Here is a 1,153-nt window from a genome sequence, read left to right as displayed (position 1 = left end):
AATCTATAACGTCCCATATTTTCCCTGTACCATTAAGTGTATATACTTGAACACCAGCATTTGAAGTTGATTCAACCTCTTTATTGAAATATAAGTAACCCCATATGGCATTCGAAATAATAATTACACCTACTACTAGCACTAAAATTAATCTTTTCATATTCCCTCCTATGGACTAGCAGTCAAATAATTGCAGGAATTTCACATAACGTTTGGCATTTCTGACGTTCAAGCGGCTTAAGGACCGTAGGTCCGGGTCGTCAGACTTAGCCGGTTGAATGTGTCGCCTGAATAATCTTCTTCGATATCCCTCTTGGCGACCAAGGAGCGCCAGCGACGAAGTAGAAATGCTTTGTTATATGATGGGGTCGCCATCTTCGACCTACTACCAAGCAATCTCTTTAACGTTGGGTTCCATGTATTTTCCGGTTGACTCAATATTAGTTTCGCCTATCCACTTATATATGTTTTCGGCTGCAACTGAAGGATAAGTATCTGAGTCAGGCGAACCTCCTCTAGTTATCAATCTTCCTGGATGAACAGCGCTTACCATAATATTTTCATTTTTTAGCTCTTGACTAAGGCAGATTGTTAACATGTTTTGTGCAGCTTTTGCCATTCGGTAAGAATACGAAAATCCCATTCCATTGAATTCACCAGATGCCACCCTACTAAGAGAACCAAGTCTAGAAGATATATTTATTATTTTAGGGCTTTCTGAATTGCGCAAATACTTTATACTGCCTTTTACTGCTCGAATAGGCCCAAGACAGTGAATATTGAACAAGTTATTTACCTCATCTGTGTCTACTTCCTCAATTAAACTACCCCTACCCGAAATCCCAGCGTTGTTAATTAAAATATCTATTGATGTAGTTATTTCTTTTAAGGAGTTGTCGATTCTGTATATAGAATCGTCTGTATTCAAATCTGAAATAATTGGGTAACAATTTATTGTGAACTCTTGTGTTAAAAGCTCTGCAGATTCTCTAGTTCTAACTAAAGGATAAACAATGCTTCCTGAATTAATATAAACTTTTAGTAATTCATAGCCCAAACCACGATTGGCACCTGTAATAAGGATTTTCTTCATCGTTATACCTCCTGCTATTTCTATTGCGTCCCTTTCATATAACGTATGTGCATTCCTGAC

1 protein-coding gene is annotated in these 1,153 nt (G+C 37.6%); it reads right to left on the bottom strand.

From position 1 onward, the window contains the following. Window positions 1–385 precede the first annotated feature (385 nt). Window positions 386–1,093 (bottom strand): SDR family NAD(P)-dependent oxidoreductase, encoded by a 708-nt coding sequence (locus tag PGLA_RS26400; protein WP_068538199.1) that lies wholly within the window; start codon window positions 1,091–1,093, stop codon window positions 386–388. Between the last annotated feature and the right edge of the window lie 60 nt (window positions 1,094–1,153).

It is taken from the genome of Paenibacillus glacialis, from assembly GCF_001637205.1.
GTDB classification, from domain to species: Bacteria; Bacillota; Bacilli; order Paenibacillales; family Paenibacillaceae; genus Paenibacillus_AQ; species Paenibacillus_AQ glacialis.
Note: the sequence above shows the minus strand (reverse complement) of the source record. Positions and strands in the feature narration are given on the sequence as shown.